The sequence below is a fragment of the Holtiella tumoricola genome, from assembly GCF_027857615.1.
Classification (GTDB): domain Bacteria; phylum Bacillota; class Clostridia; order Lachnospirales; family Cellulosilyticaceae; genus Holtiella; species Holtiella tumoricola.
This window is the reverse complement of record NZ_JAQIFT010000032.1, coordinates 1-24,593: the sequence shown is the minus strand read 5'-3', so window position 1 is coordinate 24,593 and position 24,593 is coordinate 1. Positions and strand designations below refer to the sequence as shown.

28 protein-coding genes, 1 tRNA gene and 1 rRNA gene are annotated in these 24,593 nt (G+C 34.6%); 5 read left to right on the top strand and 25 right to left on the bottom strand.

Features of this window, described 5'->3' with window-relative positions; all coding sequences use genetic code 11:
- Window positions 1–247 precede the first annotated feature (247 nt).
- Entirely contained in the window at window positions 248–1,165 is a 918-nt protein-coding gene (locus PBV87_RS07580; protein WP_271011727.1) for an alpha/beta hydrolase family protein, read from the top strand.
- A 71-nt stretch (window positions 1,166–1,236) separates the two neighbouring features.
- On the opposite strand, the gene PBV87_RS07575 is transcribed toward PBV87_RS07580, so the two are convergent.
- From PBV87_RS07575 to PBV87_RS07565, 3 genes are all read right to left on the bottom strand, one after another.
- Window positions 1,237–1,467 carry a DUF2922 family protein gene (locus PBV87_RS07575; RefSeq protein WP_271011726.1) on the bottom strand — a complete coding sequence of 77 codons (231 nt, stop codon included), beginning with the start codon at window positions 1,465–1,467 and terminating at the stop codon, window positions 1,237–1,239.
- 151 nt (window positions 1,468–1,618) lie between these two features.
- Window positions 1,619–1,816 carry a DUF1659 domain-containing protein gene (locus PBV87_RS07570; protein ID WP_053982514.1) on the bottom strand — a complete coding sequence of 66 codons (198 nt, stop codon included), beginning with the start codon at window positions 1,814–1,816 and terminating at the stop codon, window positions 1,619–1,621.
- Between the two features lie 53 nt (window positions 1,817–1,869).
- The gene (locus PBV87_RS07565) at window positions 1,870–2,436 is read right to left on the bottom strand and encodes an RNA polymerase sigma factor (RefSeq protein WP_271011725.1); all 567 of its coding nucleotides are present in this window, start codon (window positions 2,434–2,436) and stop codon (window positions 1,870–1,872) included.
- A 249-nt stretch (window positions 2,437–2,685) separates the two neighbouring features.
- On the opposite strand from PBV87_RS07565, the gene PBV87_RS07560 reads away from it, so the two are divergent.
- Window positions 2,686–3,663 carry a hypothetical protein gene (locus PBV87_RS07560; protein WP_271011724.1) on the top strand — a complete coding sequence of 326 codons (978 nt, stop codon included), beginning with the start codon at window positions 2,686–2,688 and terminating at the stop codon, window positions 3,661–3,663.
- Between the two features lie 569 nt (window positions 3,664–4,232).
- Here the strand turns inward: PBV87_RS07560 and PBV87_RS07555 are convergent.
- Window positions 4,233–4,628, bottom strand: coding sequence for an RrF2 family transcriptional regulator (locus tag PBV87_RS07555; protein WP_053982517.1), 396 nt, complete (start codon window positions 4,626–4,628; stop codon window positions 4,233–4,235).
- A 122-nt stretch (window positions 4,629–4,750) separates the two neighbouring features.
- Between PBV87_RS07555 and PBV87_RS23035 the strand changes: the two genes are divergently transcribed.
- Window positions 4,751–5,182, top strand: coding sequence for a YbaN family protein (locus PBV87_RS23035; RefSeq protein ID WP_416388420.1), 432 nt, complete (start codon window positions 4,751–4,753; stop codon window positions 5,180–5,182).
- Window positions 5,176–5,613, top strand: a complete 438-nt coding sequence (locus PBV87_RS07550) for a globin domain-containing protein (protein WP_271011723.1) — start codon at window positions 5,176–5,178, stop codon at window positions 5,611–5,613. The genes PBV87_RS23035 and PBV87_RS07550 overlap by 7 nt, the downstream gene beginning before the upstream one ends.
- A 49-nt stretch (window positions 5,614–5,662) precedes the next feature.
- Here the strand turns inward: PBV87_RS07550 and PBV87_RS07545 are convergent, their stop codons facing one another.
- A complete protein-coding gene (locus PBV87_RS07545; RefSeq protein WP_082238524.1) occupies window positions 5,663–5,839 on the bottom strand; it encodes an HTH domain-containing protein in 177 nt (58 codons plus the stop codon).
- A gap of 193 nt (window positions 5,840–6,032) precedes the next feature.
- On the opposite strand from PBV87_RS07545, the gene PBV87_RS07540 reads away from it, so the two are divergent.
- A complete protein-coding gene (locus PBV87_RS07540; RefSeq protein ID WP_271011722.1) occupies window positions 6,033–7,343 on the top strand; it encodes a LysM peptidoglycan-binding domain-containing protein in 1,311 nt (436 codons plus the stop codon).
- Between the two features lie 55 nt (window positions 7,344–7,398).
- Here the strand turns inward: PBV87_RS07540 and PBV87_RS07535 are convergent, their stop codons facing one another.
- From PBV87_RS07535 to PBV87_RS07440, 20 genes are all read right to left on the bottom strand, one after another.
- Window positions 7,399–8,253 carry a MurR/RpiR family transcriptional regulator gene (locus PBV87_RS07535; protein ID WP_053982520.1) on the bottom strand — a complete coding sequence of 285 codons (855 nt, stop codon included), beginning with the start codon at window positions 8,251–8,253 and terminating at the stop codon, window positions 7,399–7,401.
- Between the two features lie 43 nt (window positions 8,254–8,296).
- Window positions 8,297–9,865, bottom strand: coding sequence for a glycoside hydrolase family 3 protein (locus PBV87_RS07530; protein ID WP_271011721.1), 1,569 nt, complete (start codon window positions 9,863–9,865; stop codon window positions 8,297–8,299).
- A gap of 16 nt (window positions 9,866–9,881) precedes the next feature.
- Window positions 9,882–11,036 carry an anhydro-N-acetylmuramic acid kinase AnmK gene (gene anmK / locus PBV87_RS07525; RefSeq protein ID WP_271011720.1) on the bottom strand — a complete coding sequence of 385 codons (1,155 nt, stop codon included), beginning with the start codon at window positions 11,034–11,036 and terminating at the stop codon, window positions 9,882–9,884.
- Window positions 11,037–11,056: 20 nt separating this feature from the next.
- Entirely contained in the window at window positions 11,057–12,367 is a 1,311-nt protein-coding gene (locus PBV87_RS07520) for a 6-phospho-beta-glucosidase (protein ID WP_271011719.1), read from the bottom strand.
- A 22-nt stretch (window positions 12,368–12,389) separates the two neighbouring features.
- Complete coding sequence (locus PBV87_RS07515; RefSeq protein WP_271011718.1) at window positions 12,390–13,394, bottom strand: N-acetylglucosamine kinase; 1,005 nt, start codon at window positions 13,392–13,394, stop codon at window positions 12,390–12,392.
- A 2-nt stretch (window positions 13,395–13,396) separates the two neighbouring features.
- Window positions 13,397–14,323, bottom strand: coding sequence for an N-acetylmuramic acid 6-phosphate etherase (gene murQ / locus PBV87_RS07510; protein WP_271011717.1), 927 nt, complete (start codon window positions 14,321–14,323; stop codon window positions 13,397–13,399).
- A gap of 59 nt (window positions 14,324–14,382) precedes the next feature.
- Entirely contained in the window at window positions 14,383–15,255 is an 873-nt protein-coding gene (locus PBV87_RS07505) for a carbohydrate ABC transporter permease (RefSeq protein ID WP_053982526.1), read from the bottom strand.
- Window positions 15,256–15,267: 12 nt separating this feature from the next.
- Entirely contained in the window at window positions 15,268–16,194 is a 927-nt protein-coding gene (locus PBV87_RS07500; RefSeq protein ID WP_053982527.1) for an ABC transporter permease, read from the bottom strand.
- A gap of 74 nt (window positions 16,195–16,268) precedes the next feature.
- The gene (locus PBV87_RS07495) at window positions 16,269–17,888 is read right to left on the bottom strand and encodes an extracellular solute-binding protein (protein ID WP_271011716.1); all 1,620 of its coding nucleotides are present in this window, start codon (window positions 17,886–17,888) and stop codon (window positions 16,269–16,271) included.
- Between the two features lie 179 nt (window positions 17,889–18,067).
- Window positions 18,068–18,140, bottom strand: a tRNA-Met gene (locus tag PBV87_RS07490).
- 28 nt (window positions 18,141–18,168) lie between these two features.
- Window positions 18,169–18,286 (bottom strand): 5S ribosomal RNA (rrf, locus tag PBV87_RS07485).
- Window positions 18,287–18,373: 87 nt separating this feature from the next.
- On the bottom strand, window positions 18,374–19,093 hold the full coding sequence (gene nagB / locus PBV87_RS07480) for a glucosamine-6-phosphate deaminase (RefSeq protein WP_271011715.1): 720 nt from the start codon (window positions 19,091–19,093) through the stop codon (window positions 18,374–18,376).
- 49 nt (window positions 19,094–19,142) lie between these two features.
- Window positions 19,143–19,811, bottom strand: coding sequence for a GntR family transcriptional regulator (locus tag PBV87_RS07475; protein ID WP_053982530.1), 669 nt, complete (start codon window positions 19,809–19,811; stop codon window positions 19,143–19,145).
- Between the two features lie 16 nt (window positions 19,812–19,827).
- Complete coding sequence (locus PBV87_RS07470) at window positions 19,828–20,919, bottom strand: DUF871 domain-containing protein (protein ID WP_271011714.1); 1,092 nt, start codon at window positions 20,917–20,919, stop codon at window positions 19,828–19,830.
- A 39-nt stretch (window positions 20,920–20,958) separates the two neighbouring features.
- Window positions 20,959–21,399, bottom strand: coding sequence for a DUF3284 domain-containing protein (locus PBV87_RS07465; protein ID WP_271011713.1), 441 nt, complete (start codon window positions 21,397–21,399; stop codon window positions 20,959–20,961).
- Window positions 21,400–21,411: 12 nt separating this feature from the next.
- A complete protein-coding gene (locus PBV87_RS07460; protein WP_154668747.1) occupies window positions 21,412–21,561 on the bottom strand; it encodes a hypothetical protein in 150 nt (49 codons plus the stop codon).
- A 20-nt stretch (window positions 21,562–21,581) separates the two neighbouring features.
- The gene (locus PBV87_RS07455; protein ID WP_053982533.1) at window positions 21,582–21,797 is read right to left on the bottom strand and encodes a hypothetical protein; all 216 of its coding nucleotides are present in this window, start codon (window positions 21,795–21,797) and stop codon (window positions 21,582–21,584) included.
- Between the two features lie 28 nt (window positions 21,798–21,825).
- A complete protein-coding gene (locus PBV87_RS07450) occupies window positions 21,826–22,140 on the bottom strand; it encodes a PTS sugar transporter subunit IIA (protein WP_271011712.1) in 315 nt (104 codons plus the stop codon).
- A 141-nt stretch (window positions 22,141–22,281) separates the two neighbouring features.
- Window positions 22,282–23,553 carry a PTS sugar transporter subunit IIC gene (locus PBV87_RS07445; protein WP_053982535.1) on the bottom strand — a complete coding sequence of 424 codons (1,272 nt, stop codon included), beginning with the start codon at window positions 23,551–23,553 and terminating at the stop codon, window positions 22,282–22,284.
- Between the two features lie 36 nt (window positions 23,554–23,589).
- The gene (locus PBV87_RS07440) at window positions 23,590–23,895 is read right to left on the bottom strand and encodes a PTS sugar transporter subunit IIB (protein ID WP_053982536.1); all 306 of its coding nucleotides are present in this window, start codon (window positions 23,893–23,895) and stop codon (window positions 23,590–23,592) included.
- Window positions 23,896–24,593 lie beyond the last annotated feature (698 nt).

Sequence of the window (24,593 nt, the reverse complement as noted above, 5' to 3'; positions counted from 1 at the left end):
TAGTGCCTTCCTCAGTAGCTTTTGTTCGCTGCTGACTTGATTTAGTATAGGCTATATACTTACATAAGTCAACCCTCTTTTTTACATTTTTTATTTTATTTTTCAATTCTTAGGTTTAAGAGCGTCTTATCCTATTCACTAGAGCCTTGATATATATCTATTCTTTCTAAGCTTGTCATCATTATCTATATACTTAAATATACATATAGTATTCCATTCTATACTACTTTTACTAGGAGGTCTTAATATGAAGAGAAGAAACTTTATTGCTATTTTAACTGCATCAATTGCTTTTGCAGGTTGCTTTTCACAAACCACATTTGCTATGACTTCAAATATTATTACTACATCTACTGCTGTTGCCTATGAAGAGAGCATTTCTATTCAAGGTGATAACTATGCCATTCCAGGTACCCTTTCTATTCCTACTACTTATAGAAAAGGTGATAAACTACCTGTCGTACTTATGCTTCATGGTACTGGTTCCCAAAAAGATGAGGCTGGTGATCTTTATAAAACACTTGCAACCCATCTTGCAAAAGAAGGATATGCATCTCTTAGAATAGATTTTGCTGGAACTGGTGATAGTCCTGTGGATTACAAAGAGTATACTTTAACGAGTGCTACTAATGATGCAAATAAAGCTATTGAATACCTCCTTAATCGCCCTGAATTTAATACTGATAGAATTGGTCTTATCGGTTTTAGCCAAGGTGGACTTATTGGTCAATTGGTTGCTTCTGAAAATGAAAATATAGAAGCTTTTGTGTCTTGGTCCGGTGTATCAAGTCCTGGTGAGGAAGCTTTTAAGTCTTTCTTTGATACATATTATGAAGAAGCTAAATTAAATGGCTTTGCAAAAGTAGACTTCGATTGGCGTTCTCCCCTTAATTTTAGCCTGGAGTGGTTTAAAGAAATTCATTCCCAATCTGTTCTCAAAGATATTACCAAATACGAAGGTAAGCTTCTTGCTATTGCCGGCTCTGCTGACACTGTAGTAAATCCTATAGATAGTGTAAATATGATAAATGCTGCTACTAGTAAGGATGCTGCTTTCTACCTTATCAAAGATGCTGACCATACATTTAACTGTTTTATTCCAGATGCACCTCAAACCCAAGAAGTTTTAGATGTTACAGTTAGTTGGTTTCAAAATAATTTATAATAAAAAAAGAGGTCCATGAAACGAATCCGTTCCATGGACCTCTTCTATATAAGAAGAATACTATTTAATGCTTATTCCTCATCTAGATCAATAGCATCTACTTGTTGAATTACATATTTAGCACCTACAATACCATTTGCTTGTACATTCTCGCCAATAGCGCCACTGCCTAAGGCTTTTGCCATAGCTTGTTTAACTTGAATACCTGAAAGTGTTTCCGCTGGGTTCGAGATAGTGATAAGTTCTTCTGTCTTAGCAGGTGTGCCAAAGGTGAGTACTAGGTTCCTTTTTGTAATTTCCATAGTAAAGTTCCTCCTCAGTTATTATCATAATTTCATATAGACTTAATGTTTAACTTTATCAAAGCTTTAAGTTCTTTCTAATTCATAAATTGTGTAAAATTATATACAAGGTGTGCACTAGATGTGGAATGAGTTGTCATTATAGGGTAACTTAGGCTTCTACAAGTAATAAGGTCTCTGTAACTTTTGTAATGGACTGAAGTGCTTCTGCATTTAAACTACCAATTGCCATTCCTAAAGTATGTAAGCTTTCATCTGATGCCTGTTTATTACAATGCCCAATAGTTTGTGATCCTTTTGTAAATTTAAGTGCTACTTTAACTTCTTCAAGTACGCTTTGAATTGCCATGTGCGTTCCTCCTTAAATTTAAATCTGTTTTAAGCACCGGTTGCTTATACTTACTATATACGGAATAGGCCTGAATTTTCCTCAAGGATTTTCTTAAGTTTTTTGAGAAGATAGTATTTCTTACTAGTCAAAGCCTTATAGGACAAACCTTCTTCTAATGCTAAATCGGATAGACTTTTTTCTTCTGAATAAAGCTTAAGAAGCAAACTTTGCTCTTTTTCACTTAACCTATGTAAAGCCTCTTCTATTACTCTTATCATTTCTTGTTGAAGTATTTGTGCTTCAACACCTGCACCTTCATCTTGTATTTTGTCCCAAAAATCTTCTTTCTCCTCTATAATTAGCATTTCTCTTTTTTTACTCCTATAGTTTCCACCCCATCTATAGAGCATTAACTTATAATACGCTGAAAAGGAAGTTTGCTTTGCTGGTTGGTAAGTTTCTACTGCCCTACATAGAATCAAATAGCTTTCTTGCATAAGGTCTTCCACACTATAATCAACTTCTTTCAATTTATGTGCCCACTTAAAGCATAGAGGCTCAAATTGTTTCCATAGTTCATAGGTATATACACTATGTTCTTTGCTCCTCATTACTAACTCTTCCATTGTTTCACACATGCTTCACCTTGTTTTCTGCTGCAGCTTTTGTATTTGCGCACTTTTACTTTACCTCTTAGAAAACATTTCGTAAATTTAGGATTTTATCCTTTTTCCTAAGGATTTTGCTACTTTTCCTCGGGATTTCTTATCTTTTCCTTAGGAAAGTGCCTATTGAGTACTTTTTTAAATTTTTTTAAGGAAAATAGAAAGGGGTTGCGTATATAAAGAGATATAGAAATCAGTTTTTCTCATTTAGGAGGCGATTAGATGAAATCATTAATTTATTACCCAGAGCTTAATCCGTATACAGGCAGCATTACTTCTAGTCTACTTTTTATGCAACTGGAGTATTGGTTTAAAGTAACCCGTGGCAAAACCTTTTATAAGTTTCTTGAGCCATGTGAAGCCCCTCAGTATGTCACTGGAGATAGTTGGACAGAGGAGCTAAGCTTTGGTAAAACAGAATTTCGTACAGCTTTTAGTAACATCGGGAAGGTATATAAATCTAAAAAGGCTTACTTAGAAAGCAAGGATAAATTCGAAGGGAAGTATTATCTGTCTTACTATGATCGGATCAAACGTCTCACTTACTACGAACGTAATGAGACTTTAGTTAACACACTTCTTAGAAATTTGAATCTCTCATTTGGGTATTCAGAGACTAAACCTATCAAGTCTATTCAAAATACTTCTTCAGATATAGAATCAGATGTGAAAAAGTTATTTGAGACCTATTGCCCTAGCCTTAATGCCAAAGTATGTTTCACCCTCACGACCAAAATGCGTCTACATACTTTAGTCAAAGTCATCACCACTAAAGGACTTAACCTACTTGAGACTTTTAAATCGGTCTTTTGCCAAGTGGAAGCTTCGGACTTCTTATGTGGTAGGCTCTCTACGTCTACCTTCCTAGCGTCTCTTAGCTGGATCTTGAAGCCGGACAAGTTCTTTGCCATCTTAGAGGGGAACTATGCACCTTTTGTCTCCTCTATGCCTGACTCTACATTTGCAGCTCCAGCTTTATCAAGCTCTACATCTCAAGTGTCATCTTGTGCTGGCTCTCCATGTGCACCCTTATCTACTCTATCTGCACCCTCTACGACACCTTTTGTAAAACCTACACGTCTTTTCAATCGTATGTACACCCATAATTTTGACATTGAAGCTTTAGAAGCAAAAGAGCGTGCTTGGCAAGAGGCCAAATACGAAGCAAATCTGCACAATACTTCCACTACTCTTTTATAGCTTTTTACCAAAAACACTTTTTCTTTTAAATATTTTGAGGAAAATGACCACCTTTCCCGTATATATATAGGTGTAAGGACGAGCTAGCAAACACATCCTAGGCCGTTTGCATCTCCTCCTTCAATCATTCGCTAAATGGAAATGTGTATCTTCTAGTAAGTTCTCCCCCTTCTTACTTTGAGATATAGGCTCCATTTAGCACCCCTACTCTATTCCCTGGTGGTGGCAATCTAAAGTAGAGTTAGGGTAATTGCTTATAGGTTTGATCGGCGTATTGTTGTTTGCTTGACAAGTTGCGTCTACTCCAACCCTCTAGTCTCTTACTAAGCGTCATGCCAACTGCCCTCAACGTGATACATGCATAGCATCCCTTTCACTTAGAGCTACGAGCCCCATGCCCCTTATTCAGAGTCTATAGGTCTGTATCGGATGCCTCTTGGATAGTAAGCCTTGGGCTGGACATGGTATAAGCTTTGCCACAAATAAAAAGCTAACTTAAAACTGCCTATTGTTATAAGGGGGAAGGCAGATTTAGGTTAGCTTTTTGTATTTTCTATTATTTATTCCACTTACATAATGTCTTGTAATGTATACTTACTAAATTCCTCTATAAACTTATCTAATGACTGATGAATGATTCCTTTTAATTTACACTCTCCTGTCATAAAGCTACAAGTTGTCTCATGCTTGATACATTCAATAATCGTAAGATTATCTTCTGTTATCTTTAAGACTTCTCCTAAGTTAATCTCTTCTGGCGGTAAACCTAGCTTCAATCCACCTGATCGACCTTTTATAGAAATAAGATAATCTGTTTTTGCTAATTTATGAATAACCTTTTTCAGGTGATGTTCTGAGACCTCTAACTTTGTAGCCAACTGCTCTACCGTGCAAAGTTCTTCTTGATGTGCTGCCATATAAATGAGTACACGAAACGTATAATCTGTGAACTTAGATAATTGCATCCTTGAAATTTCCTTTCTCTTAACTTTTTTCTCTATTTTAACAGTTCTTATATCTTTTATAAAGGATATAAAAAATAAATGTGCATTTTACTTGCACTTTTATTTTTATCATGTTATATTAAATGCGCAAAACAAATGCACATTATTTTAGGAGTTCTCATATATCTCATATGAAAAAATATATTTATATTTTCCTAGGTACGTTATCCCTACTTATAGGAATTCTAGGTATCTTCTTACCTGTTCTTCCTACCACACCACTCCTGATGCTAAGTTGCTATTTATATAGTAAGAGCTCTACTCACTTTCATAATAAACTTACATCTAGTAAAGTTTATCGAAAGTATGCTAAAGACTTTGTAGAGCATAGACAACTTTCATTAGGAAGGAAGGTTTTTCTACTAAGTTTTGCTTCAACTATGCTTTTATTTCCTTTATTTATATTAAATGGAGCATGGAAACTGGTGATCCTAGGACTTTACCTTTATCTTTACTATTATTTTATCTTTAAAATTAAAACTATTAAACATACATTGGAGGATATATCATGTTAGATCAAAAAACTATTGAAATCATTAAAAGTACTGTACCAGCTCTTAAAGCACACGGTTTAGAAATTACAACTCATTTCTATAAAACTATGTTCACTAATAACCCAGAAGTAAAATCTTTATTTAGTATGGACAAGCAAGCATCTGGAGAACAACCTAAGGCACTTGCTATGACAGTTCTTGCTGCTGCACAAAATATTGATAATTTAGGTGCTTTACTTCCTGCTGTAAAAAAAATTGGCCAACGTCACGTTGAGGTAGGCATTCGTCCAGAACATTATCCTATTGTAGGACAAAACCTTCTTATTGCCATTAAAGAAGTATTAGGTGACGCTGCTACTGATGAAGTTATTGATGCTTGGGGTCAAGCATACGGTGTTATTGCTGATGTGTTTATCGAAGTTGAAAAAGAAATTTACGCACAACAAGCCTAATATAAAAAAGAACTGCAGAATATGCAGTTCTTTTTTATATCTTATTTAATTAGTTAGCTGCATAGTAGCAACGTTTTGGTGAACCAATTAATTCTTCTGCTTTAAGTTCTTTAATTGCTTTATCTACCTCTTTTTTATCTACGCCTAAACTTTCAGCAATTTCTCCAGCTTTCATTGGTTCATTGTTTTCTTTTAATAAATTAAGTACTTTATCCTTTGCTTCCATGATTACTCTCCTTAAATAATTTAATTATTTTCTTTATTATACTAAATATATTTTCGCCATTCAATAATTATTATCTAATAATATAAAATACATTTTTTGCTTTTAATTTTTATTTTCAGCTTGTCACCTTCTAGCATTTTTATCATATGTATATATTGATATCCTATTCCTTATAGAAGGGGGTTCTTTACCCATGTCACATTTTTTCAAAAAAATAATTACTGCTTTTTTTATTATTATTCCTTTATTATTAAGCACGATCTGTTTTGCAAGTTCTCTATCACCTTCTAGTAACACGCTTTATAATGGTATTGATGTAAGTGAATGGCAAGGTAACATTGATTTTTCTCAAGTTAAAGATTCAGGTATTGATATTGTTTATATTCGTACAGGTGAAGGAAGTAACTACATTGATGCTTACTTTAATACTAACTATAAAAATGCCAAAGCTGCTGGATTAAATATTGGCTTTTATCATTATGTAACAGCTACTACGCCAGAGGAAGCCATAGAACAAGCCAAATTCTTCGTATCCCTTACTAAAGATTTAGACCCTAATTGCAAATTAGCTATGGACTTTGAAAGTTTTGGCTCACTTAATAATGAACAGATTAATACGATTGCCTCAACTTTTCTTCAAACAGTCAAGGAACTAAGTGGTAAAGATGTGATTATTTATAGTGATACTTATAATGCTATAAATACTTGGGATAATTCTCTTACTATTTATCCTCTTTGGGTAGCTGAGTATGATGTCACAGAACCTAGAGCAAATGATAAATGGAATCATTGGGTTGGCTTCCAATATTCTGATGCAGGTACTGTACCTGGTATCAACACAAATTCTGTAGATTTAGATCATTTTACCCCTGATATTTTCCTCTCTGGTGGTTCTAATGTTACTTCTTCTAATACTTCTTCAACCAATACATCTTCTGGTTCTTCCTCTAACTCACTCTCATATATTACTTATATTGTTCAATCCGGTGATACTTTATCTGCTATTGCACTTCAGTATAATACAACAGTTGCTGAGCTTGTTGCCCTTAATAATATTTCTAACCCTAACTTCATCTATGTAGGCGAATCTCTTACTATTCCTAGCTCAGATACTTCACCTACTTCTTCTACTAATACAACTTCATCCACTACCACCTCTTCTAATACTAATACTACATCTCCAACTTACATTGTTCAGTCTGGTGATACCTTATCTGCTATTGCGCTTCAGTATAATACGACGGTTGCTGAGCTTGTTGACCTTAATAATATTTCTAACCCTAACTTCATCTATGTAGGCGAGACACTTATTCTCCCTCAAATAACCTCCCAAACATCAACTAATATCCCTACAAACACTTCCTCTACCTATACTGTACAAGTAGGAGATACCCTTTGGGGCATTGCCCAACAATTTGATACAACAGTTGCTACGCTTACTTCACTTAATAATCTCTCTAATCCTAATTTAATTTATCCTGGAGAAATTATTCAGTTACCTTAACTACTACTTTAAACCAAAAATAACCACTAGCTGGTATGTTAGTGGTTATTTTCAACTAATAGCCTGGTTTTTTCTTCAATGTATCTATAAGCTGACGTGTTCTTACTAAATACTCTTGTGTTGCATCTAAGTTTTCTTTTGCAACGCCTGTAAACAATATATCTACTATCATTAACTGAGTATAGCGGGATAATACTGCACCTATACGTACTTCTTGCTCGGTTTTAGGAAGTGTAATAAGAATGTCTACTAATGGATGTAACGGATTCATTAAGCATTCCGTAACACCTATACAAGTAGCTCCATTTGCTTTAGCCTGTTGTACAGCTTCATTGACTTCCTTTGTATTGCCTTTATATGAAAAAGCAATTACAGCATCGTCAGGCCTAATATGTAAAGAACCTGCAAGACCTAGGTGATAGTCCATATAAAAAATACATTTTTTATTAATACGTACAAGTTTCTGTTGCAAATCTTGTGCTACAATACTCGAAGCTCCTACCCCAAAAAGATATACTGTATCTGCCTCTTTTATCTTCTCTACGGCTTGATTAATATTGGTGAAGTCTATAAGTTCTAAAGTATCTTCTAGGGTAAGTTTGATATTATTAACGATTTTTTTTGAAATGATTTCTAGGCTATCATCAGATTGTAGTAAGGTTCCTATTTCTGGCCTAGTCTCTGCTTCAATATTTCTTGCTAACTCTATTTTCATTTCTCCATAACTCGAATAGCCTATTTTCTTTGCAAATCTTACCACTGAAGCTGGGGATGTTTCACTATACTTTGCAAGTTCATTTGTTGTAAGCCCTACAGCATTTTCAGGTGTTTTTATTATAATATCTGCTATCTTTTTTTCTGAAGTTGTAAATGCTTCATATATCTGGCGGATTTTAACTAAGCAATTCATCTTTGCAACCTACTTTCTATCAAATTTTCTAACCTTTAGAAGATCATTTTAAGGTTACAGGAAGTTTTCCTTTTGACTCGGCTTTTCCCATTAAAACTTGTATCAAACTCTCCATTGCTTTCGTTGTATATTCATAGGATAAAAGACACCCTTTAACCTCTTCTAATACTTCAATATCGTAGGGAGTACGCATTGGAAGCAAAATAACATTTGGATTAATTGCCGTCACTTTACGTACCAATTCTAGCTGTGTAGCTGCTAAGATCCCATTATGTGTACAGCAAATGATAAGTTCTCTTTCTTTTGCTTTTTTTACTGCCTCTTCTACTTGTTCTTTAGTTGGTAGATTATCTATTTCATAAGCCTCTACTTTTCTATCTGAAATACGCTCTTTAAAAAATGTTGCAAAGTTTGGCGCTATTCTTGTACCATCTGCTCCTGTAAGCACTCTTCCATTAGGGGCTATAACTAAAATATCTCTAGCACGAATAGGTATAACCCCCTCATTCTTAACTACCGTAATACTCTCTAAACTTACCTTCTTTGCCAGCTTTTCATAATCTTCTTGATAAAGGTACTTTCTAGCCTCTTCATAGGTCATATCCATGAATTGTGTACTATTCCACTCTCTCTTAGCTTTTAATATACATTCTAAAGACTGATCTAATCTTGCCTCATCAATCCGTCCTTCTTCTATTGCCTGATAAATTTCTTGGATGGCTTCTAACTGTTTTTCCTTGGTATGAGAAATACATATAAGATCTGCTCCTGCTTGGATCGCCATAGGTACGGCCTTAGCCGTTCCCCATTCTGTATCAATCGCTTTCATCTCCATACAATCTGTAATAATTAGTCCTTGATACCCCAGCTCTTCTCTTAAGAGCTTTGTAACTATAGGATAGGAAAGTGTTGCTGGCACTTCCTCTTTCTCATACGCCATAAATCTAATATGAGCAATCATAATTGCTTTAACACCCATTTTAATAGCTTCTTTAAAAGGATATAACTCTACCTTGTTAAGACGTTCTTTCTCATGTGCTACTACAGGCAATGCCAAATGTGAATCTATGCTCGTATCGCCATGACCTGGAAAATGCTTAGCCGTTGCAATAATCCCTGCTTGTTGTAATCCTTCTATATAAGCATTCCCCCGCATTGCAACGTCATTAGCCGTTTCTCCAAAGCTTCTTATTCCAATAACAGGATTATGAGGATTATTATTCACATCAAGACTAGGCGCTAAGTTAAAGTTAATTCCTAATGCTTTAAGCCCTACTCCTGTAGCATAAGCAATTTGCTTTGTTTCTTCTAATGTTGCACCTGCTGCCTGCGCCATATTTCCCGGAAATACTGTCACCCCATCATATATCCTTGTTACAATACCATTTTCTTGATCTATAGTTACAAAAAGAGGAACACCATTACTTTTTATAGCAATTTTTTGTAATTCTTGTATGAGATGAAATACTTGTTCTGCACACTGACAGTTATCTTCAAACAAAATGATATTCCCTACATGATATTGGGTAATCAATTCATAGATCTCTTCATTTACCGTCGTTCCTTTAAAACCTACTACCAATAACTGACCTATTTTTTGTGCTAAATTCAATTTGTTCCCCTCCTATCTAAGACTTCCTTGTAAAAGGTGTAATATTTCCTAAGACGACTCTCTCCTTCGCACCTGTTGCACCAAGTACATTACTAGCCATACCATGCATTGTTTCATTGGCTAGAACAGCAAAAGCAATTGCCTCTTTAGAAGCCGAAGTATAACCAATGTCTTCTTGTGTCATAACCTTAGCATAAGGTAGTAGCTTTCTAAGCATAGTCATCAATGTCTGATTATAGCTCCCACCACCTCCTATGATTACCTCTTCTATAGCTACCTTAGGTGCAATAAAAGTTTCATAGTTATAGGCAATGGACTGTGCTGTGTACATTGTTACTGTTGCGGCTAGATCTTCTACTGAAAGTTGCCTATTCTCTTGTATGAGCTTAGTTACAAACTGTTTCCCAAAAAGTTCTCTTCCCGTTGTCTTTGGTGGGACCTGCATAATATAAGATATTGCCATAAGATTTCTTAGAAGTGTCTCATTGATACATCCTTTTCCTGCAATCATGCCATCCTTATCAAAAGGTATACCTACTAAGGATTGAACCACTTCATTGATAATCATATTACCAGGCCCTGTATCAAAGGCAAATACGTCCTCTAACTTTGTATGTTTTGGGATAACCGTTACATTGCCAATGCCACCTATATTTTGCAAACATCTATTCTTATTACTTCTATAAATTAAAAACTCTGTATAAGGAACAAGTGGTGCACCTTGACCTCCTGCTGCCATATCCATTACCCTAAAGTTTGATACAACTGGCGTCTGAGTCTCATAAGCAATAACTGCTGGTTCACCTATTTGTAGTGTAGAACACAGAGTATGTTGCATTGCCATTGGTATATGATAAATTGTCTGTCCATGAGAACCTATATAAGCAACTTGCTCCATTTTGACTCCAGCCTGCTTACAAACCGCCTGTGCCGCCTCTGCAAATGCATAACCTAACTCAAAGTTTAAGCTACATATCATTTCTACATTAGAAGTCTCTAGGTTACAAGCAGTCTTAATCTTCTCCCTTAATGGTTCTTGTATTGCCATTTCTACAAAGTCTATAAGCTCTACTTTGGTCTGTTCTCCATAACCTTCAATACCTACAAGCGCTGCATCTATACCATCTAAGGAAGTGCCTGACATAAGGCCTATAACATATCGTTTATCCATCTTACTTCCTCCATAGCTTACTAGACTTCTTTAAAAAATTGTGGAAGGTAGTCTTTATGTGCTTCTAATAATTCATCAAGTACGATTTTTGCATATTTTTGTGAGGCTACTAATGGATTAATCATCATAGCATATAAAGCCTTTGTATATTCCCCTGTGACAGCTGCTTCACATGCTGCTACTTCAAAGGACTTGATTTGCTGTACTAAACTCTTAGCTGATTTAGGTAATTTACCTACCGCAAGAGGAATAGGACCATTTTTTGTAATGACTGCACTAACTTCTACAACCTCATCATACTCTAACTCTTCCATAGCCCCTTTATTGATTGTGTTTACAACTTGGATATCTCCTTTATCATTGTAAATGGAACAAATCAGATTACATGCTGCATCACTGTAGTAGGCACCTCCACGTTTTTCTAACTGCTTGGGCTTTTCTTTCAAACTCGTATCTTTATAAAGCTCAAATAATTCATCTTCTAACTTCTTTACAGTCTCTGCACGGGTACCGTGTTGTTGAAACTTTATAATAGCTTCTTCTAAAGATTCTTTTTGCATGTAATAATAGCGATGGTAAGGTGAAGGAATAGCACCTAGTTCCCTTACAAAGGCATTATTCCACTCAGTACCTGTAATGTTGTTCATACTCTGGCTACCCCATCTATTCAGTACATATTCAGTTTTATCTTCCCCATCTACATAGACACCTGTTACATAACTCATATGATTTAAACCACCCATTGTTATATGCACTTCATTTCTGGGTCTTTCAACAATCTTAGCAATTGCTGTATGCATATCAAAGGGAACATTACACAATCCCACAACCCGTTTAATATTACTGTATCTATTAACTGCTTCTGTTATAATACCTGCTGGATTGGTAAAGTTAATAAGCCATGCATTAGGACAAAGTTCCTCTATATCCTTACAGATTTCAAGAATAACAGGAATGGTACGTAGCGCCTTGAAAAGCCCTCCTGCTCCATTTGTCTCCTGCCCGAACATACCATGACTAAGGGGAATACGTTCATCTTTGATACGTGCTTGAAGCAATCCTACTCGAAACTGCGTTGTTACAAAGTCAGCATCTTTTAAAGCCTCTCTTCTATTAAGAGTCATATAAAGTGTGATAGGAACACCAGCTTTCTCTATCATACGTTTTGCAAGATTTCCTACAATTTCTAACTTTTCTTTCCCCGCTTCACAATCCACTAGCCAGATTTCTTTAACTGGTAATTCATTATAGCGTTTGATAAAACCTTCAATTAATTCTGGGGTGTAGCTTGAGCCTCCACCTATTGTTACAATTTTAATTCCTTGACTCATGATTTCCCCTTCCTTTCTATCTCTATCTATAAATATCTTCCATTTCCTCTATGATTTGCTTACGCAGTGTACCACCTATTTCTTGATTATACGCTAGCTCAAGTGCCCATAAAACTGCACCTATACCTGGTGGCACTTGAAGCACACTATAGTTATAACGCCCTTCCCTAAGTATCTTTACATATGCCTTATAACGTTCAATCAAAATAGGAGTTGTTGGTTTTACCCATACAGAACCAGCTAGAATAATATCTACTACTTCGTCTTGTTCAAACTGAAGATTATTGATACACCCTACTGTAGACTCTGCTAGAGATGATGCCACTCTATCTATAATATGATTTGCAAGTTGATCTCCTCTTTGGGCATATTCAAGTACTAAAGTTACAAAAGGAGTGTGATTTAGGCCCTTACTATACTGCTGCGTGACCGCTTCAATATAAAGCAACTTGTCCCTTACTCCTAACAACTCCATAACAGGCTCTACTAGATTAGATGCTTCTCCACATCTATAGAGGATGCTATAGATGTCTCTAAGTAGTAGCCTTGTAATAAAGGCACCACCTGCATCATCTCCAGATAAATAGCCAACACCACCTACTTGCAACCTATGTCCCTTACTATCAATCCCAACTGTTACTGTTCCAGTTCCATTAATAGAGCAAATACCCCTTCCACTTTCATTGCCTACCTTAAGTCCCAAATATCCATCATTATCTACAACAAATTTCTTCAGCCCAATCCTATTTATAACTGCCTCTAGATACTCTTTTTGACTAGGGATATCTAATCCTGCAAGTCCAAAGGCTCCACTTACTATATCTTCTATTTCAATACCCTTGTCATTGAGTAGATAGTCTAAGCACCTTTTCATTTCTCTATATGTACCCTCATAACTATCTACCATTTTTTCATGACTACAGGTTGCTCCTCTAAGGTGAGAAACAAGCTTACCTTTTATATCAAATAAAAAATAATCTGTTTTGGTATTACCTCCATCTACACCTATGACATATTGTTTGCCCATAACTACGCCTCTTTCTTCCTTACTTCTTCATAGGATTTAATGGCTATACTCATTTGTCCATGATGCTCATCTAGTAATGCTTTTACCTTTTCCACTTCTAAGCCTGTTTTTAACATCACGATAGCCTGTTTAACCTCATACTGTGTAGCTTCTAACACCCTTGTGGCTTGCTCTCGTGTACATCCTGTTGCTTGGATAACAATAGACTTTGCACGTTCCACAAGCTTTTCATTAGATGCTCTAACATCTACCATCAAGTTAGAATATACTTTACCTAATTGAATCATTGCTCCTGTAGATAACATATTAAGTACAAGCTTTTGAGCTGTTCCTGCCTTCATACGTGTTGAACCTGTAATAACTTCTGGTCCTACTACTGGCTCTATAGCCATATGAGCAACCCTTGCCATCTCACTATCTTTATTACATGCAACAGCTATAGTACTTGCTCCTATTTGATTACCGTATTCTAACCCGCCTATAACATAAGGTGTACGCCCACTTGCCGCTATCCCTACTAACACATCCTGACTATTAAAGCCTATGTCCTTCAAATCCTCTATTGCTAATTCCTTGCTATCTTCAGCACCCTCTCTGGCCTTAAACATGGCTTCATTGCCACCTGCCATAATCCCTTGAACGACTTCATCTGTCACCCCATATGTAGGGCGGCATTCTACTGCATCCAACACACCTAAGCGTCCCGAAGTTCCTGCTCCAAGATAAACAAGTCGTCCTCCTTGTCTAAGGGCACCTACTATAATTTCAACTGCTTTTGCAATATGTTCAATCTCTTTTTCTACAGCTTCAGGTACTTTCTTATCTTCCTCATTAATAATTCTAAGCATTTCCTGAGTACTCACTGTATCTATTTGTTTAGAGGATGGATTGCGCTCCTCTGTTGTTAAACCTTCTAATTTAATCGCCATTGATTACCTCCCATGTATGCCCTAATCATATAGGTGTCTATTTTACTTCACTCATTTACCTATCCCTTAACAGCTCCTACTGTAAGTCCCTTTACAAAGTACTTCTGTAAAAATGGATAAAGTACAATAATTGGTAACGTAGAAGTGATTATAACTGCGGATTTAATAGAAATTGCAATAGTTGCCTTATCCGCTGATCCTGCCCCTTCACCCATAACGGCTGTACCATTTACAATATTGCGTAAAAATAGCATAACTGGGAATTGACTCGTATTTAAATAAATTAATCCATTAAACCAATCGTTCCAGAAAAATACTGCGGTGTATAATCCAATAGTAGCTAATGCCGGCTTAGATAGTGGAATAACTATCTTTTTCAAGATACCAAAGTAGCCAAGTCCATCAATAAGCGCTGCTTCTTCTAATTCTTGAGGTAAAGATTTAAAAAAGTTAATTAAAATAATCAAGTTAAATTGATTGATAGCAAAAGGTAATAACATAGCCCATATGGTTCCTGTTAAATGCAAACTAGAAATTAAAAGATAGTTAGGAATGAGTCCTCCTGAGAAGTACATTGAAAAAATAACCATCTTCATTAATAGACCATGTCCCTTTAAAAATGATTTAGATAATGGATAAGCAAAGAGGGTCGTCATTGCTAGTGCAATAGCTGTTCCTACAACGGTATAAAAGATGGTATTGCCATAAGCTTTAAAGAAGTTAGGATACGTAAAAATTTGTTTATAAGCTTCTAGATTAAAACCAACTGGCCATAACTTCACCTGATTATTTACAATTGCCTTTGGATCAGATATAGAAAGTGTCAGCATATATAAAAAGGGGATAATACAGATGAGTAGAACAAGCCCCATGATTATATAGATAACAGTATCCATGATGGTATTACTTTTTGATTTATATCGCTTACTCATGGTCACCCTCCCTTAGTAAATACCTTCACCGGTAAATTTCTTACTCAATCGATTGGTTGTACTTACAAGCAATACCCCTATAATCCCACTAAACAACCCAATAGCTGTCGCATAAGAATAGTTTTGATTCATTAATCCCACACGATAAACCAACGTATTAATAATGTCACTCACTTCTGCATTATTAGGTGTGTACATCAATAATACCTTTTCAAAACCTAAACTCAGAAGTCTTCCTACTTCCAAAATTAACATAACCATAATAGTTGGCATAATGCTTGGAATGGTTACATACATAATACGCTGAATACGTGAAGCTCCATCTATCTCAGCAGCTTCTAATAAGTCCTCGCTAATTCCTGTAATAGCTGCTAAATAAATAATTGCTGTCCACCCCATAAACTGCCACGTATCTGTGAAAATATAAAGAGACCTAAAAAAACGTGCTTCATTCATAAAGTAAATAGGTTCCATACCACAAACATCTTTTAAAAACTGATTTAAAATACCTGAACTTGGTGACAATATTTCTCCTAACATTGCAATAACAACTACTGTTGAAATGAATCTTGGCATATAGGATACTGTTTGAACCAGCTTTTTAAATTTTAAATTACGCACTTCATTAAGTAATAAAGCGAAAAGTATAGGAATTGGAAAGTTTACAAGCAAATTAAGTAGAGACAACGTAATAGTATTACGGAATGCACGCCAAAAAGAAGGATCTTTTATAAACATTTCGAAGTATCTTAAACCAGCCCATTCTGTTCCAAAGGGACTCATCCCAGGACGATAACGTCTAAAGGCTAATACATTTCCAAACATAGGGATGTACTTAAATACAATAAAATAAATTAATGGTATGAGAATCATAACGTAAAGTTGCCAGTAACGCCTAAGATGCATTCCCCAGCCTTCTTTATTATCTTGCTTATGCATAGCTCCTCCTCCTTTTAATAAGAAAGGAGCTGTTTAATATAACAGCCCCTTTAGATACTTCAGGGTAATGCTATTTATTTCAAATTATCGTTGTAAATACTACATAATTTTTCAATCTGCAAGTTTTTCATTTCTTGTACATAGTCATCCCAGTCATTTTCTACGCTCTTAGTTCCAGTAACAAATGCATTATCCCATTTTTCAAAAGCATCAAGAAGTGGTGATTGTAACATGCCTGCTTCTTCTGCTTGAAGATCATCTAGCATTGGTGTTGGTGGGATATATTGAATAGCGTTATCCATTTGTGCTACTTCTTTATTAATACGTGAATAGTTTTCATCATACTTACTCATCTCTCTCGCATTTACCCAAATCATTTGTGTTACGTCTGAGCCACATCCATATTTCACTTGCATTGTCTTATAAATGCCATCTGGTGAATTAACAATTTCATCAGTATATGTAATTGCATCATCTTGACCTGTGTACGTTGTACCTTCTACACCAAGACACCAAATCTTAGCACCTTCTTCAGAGAAGAAAATCTCATCAATTTTACGTACTACTTGTTCAAAGTCATCACGTTTACTTGTTTTAGTTGGGAAGAGAATACCACTACCAGTCTTACTCTTTGGTTGATGATGTGCACCTGATGGTCCTTCAAGTGGTGCATACATTTGGAACTTAATACCTTCAATATCACTTGTTCCTTCTAGACCACCAATTTGATCATAATAAGCATATGTTGCGAAAGATTTACCTGTTGCAAGTTTTTGTGTCCAGCGGTCTCCATCAATTGGTTCTGCCATTTCAGGGTCAAGTAAACCTTCTGCATAGAGTTTTGCAACAAAACTTACATATTCTTTATAGCGGTCATCAATAGCTCCAGCAAAATATTCTTGTTTATCATAATCCCAACTCAATGTACCACTACCTGATGCAGCGTTCTTACCAAGGCTTACCCCATAAGAAGGCATTGTCATACGATAAAGTACCCTTGGTCCAGCCAAAATTGTAAGTGGGTATGAATCTGGATTTTCTTGTTTAAATGTTTTAAGTACGTTGTATAAATCATCAAAGGTTTTAGGTGCTTCTAAACCATATTCCTTTAATAAGTCTTCTCTTAAAATAAGTCCACCATCATAGAATGGTTGATCAAAAAGTGCTGGTAAGTAATAATACTTCCCATCTTTTAAGCGAATGGTCTCTATGTCTTCTTCTAGTCCAAACTTCTCAACCATTTGATTGAAATTCGGTGTCCAATCACTATAATCACTAATAGGTACAATCGCTCCATTTAATGCTAAAGCAGCATTTTCCCCTTTAGTACTTTGATAGAGAATAACATCTGGTGCATTATTTCCTGTATTAAGTGCTAGTGATACTTTTGTTTGATAATCTGCAATAGGAATAGGTTCAAAATTAAGTTTTACATTATATTTACTTTGGACTTCTTGTACAGTAAGCCAGTTCTCACTAAATGGTAATGTGGCATTGTCAGAATAGTAAAGTGTGATATTGAGCTTATCATCCTTAGTTGTTTCTTTTGTTTCTTCTTTAGTAGTCGTTTCTGGTGTTGTAGAATTATCTATTGTATCATTTGAATTAGAGGATGTAGAACATCCTGCCATAGTACCTAATATAAGCCCTGTTGATAATGCTGCTGCCAAAAATCGCCTTATGCTCTTTTTCATTTATATCCCCCTTTTGGTACACCCTAAATGTTGTTGTACAGTGTATATATATGCTAGCTTAGGGGAATCAATGAAAAGTTTTTTCACGTTTTTTCTAAACTGCTGACTTTTTGTTTCTAACGCAAAAAAGGCTTTGTCCAACTAATCACTAAGATTAATTGGACAAAGCCTTTTACAAATTGCGGAGTCAGGACTTGAACCTGAGACCTTCGGGTTATGAGCCCGACGAGCTGCCAACTGCTCCACTCCGCGTCATTATATTGTTATACTTATAAAAAAATTTTGGCAGCCACCTACTCTCCCGGTCCGTCTCCAGACAAGTACCATCGGCCGACTAGGTCTTAACCTACGTGTTCGGTATGGGAACGGGTGTGTCCCCTAGTCGCATCGCCACCAAAAATATTTCCGTCTTGTGTTATTCACTTGACGACTTCTACTATGTTACACCATTTGCCTACATAGGTCAAGTCTTTTTTATGATTTCTTTAAATTTCTTCGTCACAGCAATAAATAACTGTTAAATTCGGATGGAGTTGTAAAATAGATGCTGGAACTTGTGGAACAATTGGTCCCTTAAGTGCTTTTCTTAAAATATCTAATTTATCATTTCCACTTGCTATTAAGATGATTTTTTTAGCTTGCATAATAGATTTAATACCCATTGTAATTGCTTGACGAGGTACTTCATCTCTGCTTTCAAAAAATCTTGTATTAGCTTCTATTGTCGTTTCACCTAAATCAACTACATGAGTCATTTTTTCAAAAGCTTCATCTGGTTCATTAAAACCAATATGACCATTATGTCCGATACCTAAGAGTTGAACATCTATACCACCTAGATTCTCAATAAGTTCATCATATCTTATACATTCTGCTTCTAAATTTGTTGCTAATCCATTTGGCACATGAGTATTTTCTTTTTTAACATTAATATGGTCAAAAAAGTTTTGATTCATAAAGTAACGATAGCTTTGTACATTATCACCTGATAAAGTTAAATATTCATCTAAGTTAACTGTAGTTACTGATGAAAAATCAATATCATTTTTGTTATACCAATCTATTAGTTGCTTATATACTCCTAAAGGTGAAGATCCTGTTGCCAATCCTAATACACTTTTCTTATTTAAAATAACCTGTGCTGAAATAATATTTGCTGCTTTACGGCTTAAGTCCTCATAGCTTGATGCTTTAATAATTAACATATATTATCCTCCTCCTTTACCTCTATTATAATACGATTCATTGTATATTTTAATTCTTAATCTGAATGGTTACTTGATGTGGATTAAGGTAGCTTGAAAAGAATAGGGTAGGAACACCTAAATGATTACGCATAATACTTTGTACATTAATAATAGGTGTACCTTGCGCAATTTCTAATAAAACTGCATATTTGAATGGTACAATCATAGGATAAAAGCGTTGTTCTACAACACTTTCATTGATACACTTCTTTATATCTACTACCTTACTAATGTTAGCAATATCATCACTACTCAAATATTTTTTTACAAAATATATTTCATCTAGTGTTTGTGGCTGACCTTTGTAATGTGCAGTCCTAACTATTTTAAGAATTAGTTCTTCAACCTTTACATTAAGTTTTTCAGCAATTTCTTTATCTGCTGGTATAACATTAAAGTATAGATTTTTATAGACTGTATCTTCATGCTCCTCATATAATGTATTTGATTTATATAAAGTTTTATCTGCTACAAATGTCCCTTTATTTTTAATACGATATAAATAGCCATCATTAACTAGAGCATCTACAGCTTTTCTAGCTGTCATACGACTGATGTTAAAGTGTAATGCCAATTCTCTTTCAGACATAATAGGCTCATTTGGACATTTATGCATAATCTCTTCTTTTAAGTTTTCAATTACTTGTATATAAACCGGTTTCTCTATCTCGTTCATCCTACCCCTACCCAATCTATTTTATAAATTCAAAGACCACCCATGGTTCAATAAAATCTAATAGCATATGTTCGTTGTTTGCAATATGCCCTATTACATTTTTATTGCCTTCGTTAGGCATATCCCTTAAGATAATGTGCATTTCTCCCTTATATCTACCATATTGGTCATTAAGGATAACAACGTCACCACGTTTTAAATCTCTCGTATTTTTAGGAGGTATTGATTCATTTGCAAAAGTAATACGTGTCATTGTACTTCTTGCCATGTATTCGCTCATATCACCACGTACAAAATGTAAGTGCTCGTATAAAATCTTTTCTTCAACCTCTGATAAGTCAACTTCCTTATCAATTGTAAAGCTTAACTTATTAGGATTTATCTTTGCAAGGCTGCTTAATTCTTCTTCACTAGCATAAACATTAGCAATAATAACATCATCTACTAAACCTGTTGCAAATAAATGTCTAGCTTGTACATCTATCGGTAAGAAACGATGCTCTTCTAATGTACATAATCCTTCATTTACTGGCCATGGACCATATGTGCCTGGTTCTTGACTAGAAACGAATGCAGCTACTGGAACATCATGTTTCTTGATATCTTCACTACATTTTTTGAAATGCTCATAACTTAATCCAGTATATTTTTGAGGATAAAAATTATGACAGGTAATAATGTTTTCTTTATTTCCTTTATAACTTAAGATATAGTCTAAATACTTTGTACCTAAGCTTGCATTAATCTCTATTTTTAATCCATAAGGATTATAGCTCATCAGTGCTTCATTGTGACCATTAAAGCCTTCATCTAAGCGGATACCATCTACACCTATTTCATGGAAATAAGTCATATCATAAGCTGGTATATTTAACTTTTCAAATATAACAGGTGCTACGTCTACAATAAACTCCATATTGTATTGATGTGCGTGTGCTGTAAGTTGTTTATATAAATCTTTAATTTGGTCTGCTGTGTTATGTTCGCTAGAACTAATTAAACAAGAAAATATTCTTTTTACGCCATATTTGGCTGCTAATGTGATATATGCCTTATCTTTATCTAACGTTTCATAGCGTGGATAAAGAGATATTCCTAATCTTTTCATGTTGCCTCCTAAAATGTCGTTATCTCTCCCACAGTGTCTTTATCTATTGTCAATAATATAAGTTTCTATATTACATAATAACTTATTTGTTCTCTTTTTACTATTAAAATTATATAAGAGTTGCATGATTTTTGCATTAAGATTTTTTGCTTTTGTAGCACCCTTAAAATCTTCTTGATAATAGACTTTTATTTGCTGTGGGCCTAGTTCTTCGATACGATAACTTATTGTATTTGTTCCATCTCTACTCGTAAATTTTGCTATATAGGATGAAGGTGAATGTATTTCTACTATTTCAACTGTTACTCTATTACTTTTACCGACTTTATTATTTAAATTCTTTTCATAGGTAAAGCCTTCTTTTAGCTGGTCAACCTTTACCTTCTTATTTGTTGTAGCATAAATATCTTGTTCTACAGAATGACTAATCTGTTCAAAAAATTCTTCTGCACCTACTTTAAGCACTTTTTCTACATGCATGACTTATCCTCCTTAGCTCTTACCCTTTTTCAATAATACAAATCCAATGATCAGAAGTAAGATGCCTTGTACAATCATCCATAAGTAATTCTCCACTAATGCAGGCCCTACCATAATACTTATACATCCCAAACTTGCAAGTGCCAGTCCCCAGCTTTTCATACGTTACACCTCTACCTTACTTATTTTGTTACTTGAAAGTAAAGAACACTGCCTACTTCTGTTGATTTAATTAATGACTTTGCCGTAGCTATTGCTGCATCTAAATCTGTTGTATCTACTTCAAATTGCATTTTCATACCCACTTTAGTTACAAATTTATAGTGAATATCACCATTATTGTTTTCTAGTAAGTCAATGATGTAGTCTTGTTTAAGTGGACAATTTATATAAATCATATTTAGTGCTCCTTTATTGCTCGTATTCTTATTTGTCTTCTAATTTTTTGTAAAGGTCAATGAATTCATTTGCAATGATTTTAAATCCTTCTGCGCTCATTAATTGATCCTCTGCATGTAATAAAAGTACACCTACTTTAACAGGTTCTCCATTAGCTTCTTTTACAATTAAGTTTGCGTGAGCTTTATGACCTAGCTCGAAAGATTCTTCACCTTCTTTAATTAAAAGCTCAGCTTTTTCAAAATCTCCAGTTTTAGCAGCACGAATTGCTTCAATATATAAAGATCTTGCATTTCCTACGTTAGCAATAATTTCAAAACATAATAATTCTAATTCTTCCATGTTGTTATCCTACCTATCTTATTTTTATAGTAAATTTTCTTTTATAATTAAATCTTCTCTCTTATAAATAAGGATTGATCGAAGTTAATATAAATCCTTCTCTCAATCCTTATCGTTATGTTTTTTATCTAATGGTAATGATTATACTTGGCTATCTGCCTTGTTTGCCAATAATACGAATGGTGCATAAAGCGCAACCGCAATAATTAAGTTAACTAAAGCGACTAGTGCAGCCATCAGGCTACCTCCAGTTGCAAAGAATGCATAAATTACTGGTGGCATAATCCATGGTACCGCAACAAATGTTGGTGGGATTAAACCAATAGAAGTACAAACGTATGCTATTATTGTTAAAATAATAGGAATTCCTATAGAAGGAATAAAGTAAATAGGGTTTAATACAACTGGTAATCCAAATGTAACTGGTTCGTTGATATTAAATACACCCATCGGTGCAGAAAGTTTTGCTACTGTTCTTGATTCTTCTTTTTTAGAGAAAATAAGAATTGCAATAATTAGGGCAAGTGAACATCCTGCTCCACCTAACCAAACAAATGCATCAAATGAACCTCTTGTCCACATGTAAGGTAATTCTGCTCCTTGCATAAATGCAACGTTGTTTTCATTTAAAGCTGTAAGGTAGATACCATCTAATACAGGTGCAAGAACATTACTTCCATGTAATCCGAACATCCATAAAAGTTGTACTGCAAATACTGTAATGACAACGCTTATTAAGCCTTGTGATAATCCTAAGAATGGCATTTGTACGTATTTTGAAATTACATCATTAATAGGCATGCCTGTAAAAGCATTTACTACATATGCTAAAGTACCAATAACATAAATAGCAATTAAACCTGGTATGATTGCAGTAAAAGCACGACTTACTGCTGGTGGTACTGAATCTGGTAACTTGATCGTTACTTTAGATTTTACTAATTTGATATAAATAAATGTTGCAATAAATCCAATAAATAAAGCTGTAAATAATCCTGATGCTTGTGTATATGACCAGTTAATATAGCCCCACATGCTGCCATCAGCTGTTGTTTGTGGCATTTGTGTAATAAGTGCAGCAAAAGCAATTAATCCACCTGGTAATGGACTTACATCATATGCTTTTGATAAGTTATATCCTAAAGAGAAAACAAACACAAGTGAAAGAATAGCAAGTGTTCCCCACCATACGTTGGAGTTAATGCCGATGATTGGACTCATAGTATCTACAAATCCTGTCCATCCAAATTGTGTTGGTAAATCTCTAAAAAATACATTTAATAATGTTGCTACAGCTCCTGCCATTGTAATTGGCATGATTGAAATGAATGCATCACGTATAGCTACTAAATGTTTTTCAGCACCTATTTTAGCTGCAACTGGTAAAAAGTGTTTCTCTAACCATTCTGTCATAGCTATCTCATCCCCTTATATTTTTTGATTTTATATTTATCCTTGTAAAGTTGCTAATGCTTCTTCTAATACTTTTTTACCGTTCATAGTACCATAGTGCATCATGTTAATAACTTGTACTGGCTTTTTACCTTCTACTTTATCTTGCATTTTACTTAATAAGTATCTTACTTGTGGTCCTAATAAGATAATATCTGCTTCGCCAACGTTGCTATCACTTTCTGCATCGCCTACTGCCCAGATTTTAGCTTCCACGTTCATCTCTTTAGCAGCTTCCTCCATTTTTTTAACTAATAAACTTGTAGACATCCCTGCTGAACATACTAATAAAATTTTATGCATTTCTTAGTCCTCCTTATAATAAATAAACATAAAGTTAATAATCTTACGCTTGGTATAGTCCGGTATATACATCCGGTATATACATCTGGTATATACCACTTGCTTTTATTATACCAGTTTATCTAGTTTTTACAATCATATATTAGGCAAAATGTACATTTCTATTATTTTAAACAAAAAATAATATCAGTAAATGTATATATACACCTAATAATAAGGTTAAATTTTTATCACATATACATATTAACTAGTATTCATCATCATTTTTATGCACATATACCTTAAGATTTATTACCCTATTGTTCAATTTTCCTATGAAATAGGTTAGATTTTCCATACTTTATAATCAGTAATTTTAAATACCATATTAGTTTGCATTTCTTTTGCTATTCTTATTCTTTTATTTTAGATATACATTCTAAACCTTTGATTTGTTCAAAATAAAGTCAGATGCTATCTATAATAAAAGAGCCATGAATTACTCTTATATAAATATAAGTAATCCATGGCTTGTATTTAGTGCTATTCATTTTATTCAAGCTTCATATCTAGTATTATCCTAAGCTTAAGTCATTTCTTTTGTTTTTATATCATCTTTTATAAAAAGATTCATAGATGCGTATAACTCAGTAAATATTCATCTAATATCTCTATATAAATCTGTACAACAAAAAAGACATCCTCTCGGATGCCCACAT